This window comes from Methylomonas sp. BG-2 (assembly GCF_057766305.1).
The window spans coordinates 1-5,889 of the sequence record NZ_JBYMAP010000243.1 but is presented as its reverse complement, the minus strand read 5'-3'; the positions used below and the strand labels follow the sequence as shown (position 1 = coordinate 5,889).

Annotated in this window: 6 protein-coding genes; all 6 read right to left on the bottom strand. The window is 62.5% G+C overall.

Annotated features, from left to right (window positions below):
• On the bottom strand, positions 1 to 717 hold a 717-nt coding region (locus AC3B8H_RS17655), incomplete at its 3' end, for a hypothetical protein (RefSeq protein ID WP_488442859.1).
• A gap of 10 nt (positions 718 to 727) precedes the next feature.
• A complete protein-coding gene (locus AC3B8H_RS17650; RefSeq protein ID WP_488442858.1) occupies positions 728 to 2,599 on the bottom strand; it encodes a putative porin in 1,872 nt (623 codons plus the stop codon).
• A gap of 74 nt (positions 2,600 to 2,673) precedes the next feature.
• On the bottom strand, positions 2,674 to 3,342 hold the full coding sequence (locus tag AC3B8H_RS17645; protein WP_488442857.1) for a TonB C-terminal domain-containing protein: 669 nt from the start codon (positions 3,340 to 3,342) through the stop codon (positions 2,674 to 2,676).
• Positions 3,343 to 3,348: 6 nt separating this feature from the next.
• The gene (locus tag AC3B8H_RS17640; protein WP_488442856.1) at positions 3,349 to 3,753 is read right to left on the bottom strand and encodes an ExbD/TolR family protein; all 405 of its coding nucleotides are present in this window, start codon (positions 3,751 to 3,753) and stop codon (positions 3,349 to 3,351) included.
• Between the two features lie 15 nt (positions 3,754 to 3,768).
• Complete coding sequence (locus tag AC3B8H_RS17635; protein ID WP_488442855.1) at positions 3,769 to 5,634, bottom strand: DUF2341 domain-containing protein; 1,866 nt, start codon at positions 5,632 to 5,634, stop codon at positions 3,769 to 3,771.
• The coding region (locus AC3B8H_RS17630) for a hypothetical protein (protein WP_488442854.1) at positions 5,634 to 5,889 on the bottom strand (256 nt) is incomplete at its 5' end. The genes AC3B8H_RS17635 and AC3B8H_RS17630, both read right to left, overlap by 1 nt.

Below are 5,889 nucleotides of genomic sequence, written 5' to 3'. Positions count from 1 at the left end.
CTCGGCCGACGATGGTGCGGCGTTTGCCGCGGCGGGCTTGCCGTCGGCCGGCACCGCTACCCCGGCCTCGAACGGCGTGACTTTCAATTGCTGTAAGCGATAGCGGTAGGTTTCGGCTTGGGCTTCCTGCTGCACTTGGCCGATGCCGGTGACCGGTTCCAGTTCCGCTAACTGCTGGAACAAGCTTTTATCGCCGTGGTGTTCGACGATGTCCCGACCGACCTCGCGCAGTTTGCGGTTCAAATCGCCGCATTGGCTAATCCATTGTTCGCGTTCTCGCACGGCTTGCACCAACACGGTGTTATCCTCGCGGATGTCGCGGGCTTGCAAGACCACGTCGTTATGTTTTTGCAGCAGCGCCTGTTCGCGCTGGCGCTGCTGGGCCAATTGGTTTTCCAGGTTGCCGCGCACGGCATCCAGACCGGTTTTGTAGCGCTCGACCTGGTCTTGCAAGGCCGGCAGTAGGCGCGCTTGGTTTTCCAGGGCTTTGAGCTTGCCTTCCAGAGCCGATTTTTCGGCCGCCCAAGCGGCTTTTTCCGCTTCCAGGCTTTGTTTTTCCTGGCTGAGCTGACGGATCAGCCCTTGGGCTTTCCTGATCGCATCGCCGCCGGGCGGGGCGGCCTTGGGTTCGGCGTGGCCGTGCTCAAGGCCGGCCAGTAGCAGTATCAGGCACAAGGACGGGAAATCCACCCGGCGCCGGGACTGTGGTTCAGACATGGTGCTCCCCCTAAAACCGAGCGTTCAAATCGACATTGACGGTGTCGATGCTGTATTTGGGGCCGTCGATCGCATCGGTGCTGAGCCAGCGCAGGTTCAGCCAGGCGTATTTGGACAGGCCGTACTGGGTGCCGACCACCCAACCCTTGGCATTGCTGCCGCCCAGATGGAAGATCGAGTCGGTGAAGGCATCCAATACCGCGTCGCGCTGCACGTAGCGGTAGGCGATGTTGACGCTCCAGTCGCCGAAATGACGAACCTCCGGCTGGCCGATGTCGGCGCGGATCTGGTAGGCGGTAGTGCGCGGCCGGCTGTCGGTGTAATTGACGATGCCGTTGGCGAACTCGGAGAGGATTTTTTGCTGGTTGTAGCCCAGGTTTTTGGCGTAATCGGCGGTCAACAACACGTGGACCGGATCGAAACCGGCATAGTCGAACATGACGGTGGCGTTGAACACCTTGAATTGCGAGGCCAGGCCGAACAAACAGCCGACCGTGTCGTTGCAGTTGGGGATCAGTGTCTGGTCGTCGGTTATCGCCACCATCGAGTTACCCTTCTGGACGAACTGCGGCGCGGTCCAGTCGTAGACGTGGCTGCCGACCGGGTTGCGGCGGGCGTTGACATTCTGGAATTCGTAATACGATGCCGCCAGATTCAGCCGCGAGTCATGCCACACCAGCCAGTCGGCGCCGATCTGACCGGCGTACAGCCACTTGTCGTTGACCGACACGTCGATGTCCTGCAACGGGAACACGCCCAGCGTCAGGAACAGGCTGTCCGGCGTTTGCTGGCCTTGGTTGATCCCGAAGCGGGCGGTCGGGTTCGGCGCTTTGTAGCCCGCCAATTTGCTGGTGCCGCGATTGAACGGCAAGCGAAAGCTGCCGGCCATGCCTTCAAAGCTCAAGTCGGGGTCGAACACGACGTCGGTGGACACGAAGGGATTGATGATTCGCCCGGCGTAAAGGCTGAACCAGTTGGTTTTACGCTCGTCCAGATAGTCGTATTGCAAGTAGGCGCGGTCGATCGCGAACTGGTAGGACTGGCCGGTGTTGCCCAGGGTCTGGTCGTTGGAGACCGGGTTGTTCAGATTGCTGGTCGCAAAGCGGACGCCGGTTTTCAGGCCATCCGTCAAGTTTGCCTCGAAGCCCAAGCGGAAACGTTCGCGCAGCCGCAGCCGGTCTTTTTGGTTGTTCAGGATGGCTTCGTTGGGGTTGATTCCAACCTGGGTCAACAAGCCAGCCTGATTGCCGGTGGCGGCCCGGTTGATGGCCAGCCAGTTGTAAGGACCGAAGAAGTTACCGGCGGCATCCAGGCCGGCGTTGGCGACGCCGCCTTCGTTGCTGTTACCGTAAAACTCATCCGCAAAGCGTACCCGGAGGTCGAAGCTGGGATGGATTGCCGCGACCCACTCCGGTAACGCGCCCGGAATGCCCCAACCTTCGGTCTTGGCGTCTTGTTTGACGTCTTGCAGCACCTCCGCCTTCAGTTCGGCCCGCACCTGGTCGCGGATCTCCTTTTTGACGAACTCCGGAACGTAGCCGACGTGCTTGGTTTTGCCGGCCTTACCCGGCACCTGGGCCGGCTCGCCGGCCCACTCGGCGGCGGTTTGGGCGTCGCCGACGGCGGCCGGGGCCTTGCCGCCGCGCGCTATGGAGTCGGCTTTGGTTTGAGCTGATTGGGCTTCGGCGGCTTCCTGCTCGGCGGCTTGCACCAGGCCTTGGCCTTCGTCGGGTTTCAGGACGCCGCGTTGCACCAACAGGTCGACCAGATTGACCAACGTGGATTTCTTGACCGGAATCACTTCGTCGCCGGGCGCGGCGGCCTGAGCGGCGGCCAGACTGCCGGTCAAGAGCAGGGCCAGGGTTTTGGTTGCGGTGTTCATGGTGGTGTTTTCGCTAATCAAAGGTTTTCAAGTTCGGAGGCGTCGGCCGGGGCCGGTGACCGGGTTAGCCAAGGCTAGACCCTGGAATTCAGCCGAATCCGGATCGGTTGCGGCATCGTTTCCGGCGGCGGACGCCCGACGCTGGCGCGCAATTTCGGCAGCGCCGCGCGCAAGGCTTGATCGATGTCGGCCTTGCCGCTGCCGGAAGCCAGTTCGCTACGGCTGATGCCGCCGTCGGCGCCGATCCAGATCTCCAGGATCACGCTAAATGCCTGGTTCGCGGCCGGCGTATCGGCCAGCAAGCGCTGCAGGCCGTCTTCGATCCGGCGCTGGACTTGGCCGCCATACCAAATCGCCGCGTTGCCGCCACCGCCGCCCAGCAGCGACCGGCCGCCCTTGCGGGCTTGCAAGCCGAAGCCGTCGCTACCCGCCGCGCCGTCGGCATCCAGCCCCAATGCTTCCGCCGGTGGCGTTTCGTCGGGTTCGGGAGACGGTTCGGGTTCCGGCTCGGGTTCCTCGATCTTTTCTTCCTTGATCTCTTCCGGGGGCGGAGGCGGCTGATCCGGTGGCGGAGGTGGCGGCGGGGGTGGCTGTATCATCGCGATTTGCTGCACCTGTTTCTTGGTTTGCGGCGGCTTTTCGTATTGGCTGGATAGCCACCACACCCCCAGCGCGATCAGCAGGCTCAGCCCTATCCCCAACAGCACCGGCAAGCGCCGCAGCCAAGCGTATTTGCGGTTCATCGGCCCTTACTTCACCAACTTCTGCGTGACCAGTCCCAACTGGCTGATTTGCAGCCGGGTGACGATATCCAACACGTCGATCACCTTTTGGTATTGCACGCTGGCATCGGCTTTTACCACCACCGGCAGGTCCGGGGTGGCGGCCTTGTACTGCGCCAGCCGGGTTTCCAGTTCCTGCAGCGACACCGGATAAGTATCCAAATAAATACTGCCGTCCGGGGTGATCGAAATGGCCTTGGTCTTGGGTTTGGACAGACTTGGAGTGCTGCTGGCCTTGGGTAGATTGACGGTGATGCCCTGCACGGTCGCTGTCGTCATGATGATGAATATCAGCAGCAGCACGTAGGCCACGTCCAACATCGGGGTGATGTTGATGTCGTCGTAGACTTTGCCTTCTTCTTCGACTTTCATCGCCTTTCTCCTGGCTTAACGGGTGGCATATGGCTGAACGGCGGCCTGGCGGGCGGCGCGCATCGCCAGCAAGGCCAAAAATTCGTCGCTGAACACCCGCATGCCGGCGGTAAGGTCCTTGATTTGGGTCAGCAGATAGTTGTAGGCAAACAGCGCCGGAATCGCGACCGCCAGGCCGGCGACGGTGGCCAACAACGCGGCGGCGATGCCGGGCGCGATCGAATTGATGTTGACGTCGCCGGTGGCGGCGATCGCGGCGAAAGTAATCATCACGCCGACCACGGTGCCGAGCAGGCCGAGGAAGGGGCCGCCGGCGATGGCGATCGTCAGCAGGACCATGTGGCTATTCAGTCGCTGACTTTCGTGGACGATCTGGCTGTCCAACTTGACCCGCAGGTAATCCCAAGCTTCGCGGGTGACGGCTTGGTCGGCGTTGCCTTGCAGCTTTTGCAATTCGTGAATCGCGGTGTGGTAAAGGTGGTATAGCGGCGAGCTTTGGAAATGGTCGTGCTTGCCGACCAACGCGGTCAGCCAATCGGAGTCCGCCAGTTCGTGCTCCTCGACGGTTTCGTCCTGGTCCAGCGCGGCGAGTTTATTCGGATCGAGTTGGCGGTATTGGTCGAGGAAGGCGCGGTTGTCCTTGCCGATGCGGTTGATGACCAAGGTTTTGCTGACCATGACGATCACCGCGACGATCAGCATGATCAGGGTCAGGCCGATCACCACCCAGCCGTCGACGGTGACATTTTGGACGATGACCATGAAGTGGCCGCCGTCGCCGCTACCGTTGGACTCGTCCTGGCCGAAGCCGAGCACCGTAAAATCAGGGCTTTGGCTGCGGAATGCAAACTTCAGCCAGTCGGCGCTGCGGGCCGTGGCGGCGATTTGCACTTCGTCGAGCCAGCCCTGAAAATTGTCGCCGAAACGCAACGCCGGTTGCCCGGCCGGGATTTGGGTTTTGACGCTTCCGACCGGGACGCCGTCCAGGTAAAGTTCGACGATTTGCGGCGGGGCGTAACTGTTGGGGTTTTGCGCGGCTTGGGCGCCGGTGTAGGCGGCCAGCGTCTCCGGACGCAGCACCAGCGCGATATGCTGCCATTTGCCCAGGGTTAGAGCGGCCGCGGGAGTGCTGGCGTTGCCGGCGACCGCACTCAGGGCGTTGCCTTGCAGGTTCACCCGCAGATCCAGGCCGGCGGCCTGGGCGCTAAGTACCGTCGCGGCCGGGTTGGCCTGGTCGACCTTCAGCCAGGTGGAGAAGGTCCAGCCCTTGCTCGGATCGACGGCCAACTGCGGCGCGGGGGGGACGCTGATCGGGCCGGCGCCGGTAAATTGCGCGGCGGCGCCTATCCAGCCGGCCGATTGAATCGTGGCCTTGGAATCGCCGGCGTGCGAGCCGTAGGCGGTGGCATCCAGCGGCAGAGTCTCGCCGGCGCTGAAATGGTAGACCAGGCCTTGGGTCGCGTCGTAAAGACTTTTGCCGTCCGAGCCGTCCGGCGCACTCGCGTTGCCGTAATACAGCCAGAAGTCGTCGGTCGAGACGCCGCCGCGCACTTGTGGAAGCTTGACCCAAACCAGACCGATCTCGCTCAATGCGTCGAGCTGCTCCACCTGATAAGCCAGCGGGGTTTTGTCGTCCTTCAAGGCCCGAATATCCCGGCCATTCTCGGCCAGTTCGGCAAAGTAGCCGAAGTTGCCGGCATGCAGCCGTACCAACACCGGCACCTCCGACAAGCTTTGCTGGATGTCGGCGCCCGTCGCCGAAGCGTCTACCGCCACTTGTCGGCGCGAACTCCAATCGTCGTTCCACCAAGCGTGGGCCGCCAGCGGCAGCAGTAGTGCCGCGAAACCGGCCAGTCTCCTTGATTGTCCGCCGCTCGCCATCAGGCCACCGTGCCGGATTGGCGCGAGCGTCGCGATCCGCCCAGCAAGAGGGCGCTACCGAACAACCATGCCGCGCCGGGCAGCGGTACCGCCGATACCACGGTCAGGCTGACCAGATTCGAAACGTAGCGACCGCCTTTATACAGATCGCCCGGTACGATCAGCTCGGCAAAGCCCTTGTTGCGCAAACCGCCGGAGCCGTCATCGTAGCCGACCAGTACGCCGGCGTTGCCGAAATTTGGGCTTAACTCGCCC

Bases quoted from the DNA above. Each gene is read 5' to 3' on its own strand.
- AC3B8H_RS17635 (WP_488442855.1), bottom strand. From the start codon at position 5,634: ATGGCGAGCGGCGGACAATCAAGGAGACTGGCCGGTTTCGCGGCACTA.
- AC3B8H_RS17640 (WP_488442856.1), bottom strand. From the start codon at position 3,753: ATGAAAGTCGAAGAAGAAGGCAAAGTCTACGACGACATCAACATCACC.
- AC3B8H_RS17650 (WP_488442858.1), bottom strand. From the start codon at position 2,599: ATGAACACCGCAACCAAAACCCTGGCCCTGCTCTTGACCGGCAGTCTG.
- AC3B8H_RS17645 (WP_488442857.1), bottom strand. From the start codon at position 3,342: ATGAACCGCAAATACGCTTGGCTGCGGCGCTTGCCGGTGCTGTTGGGG.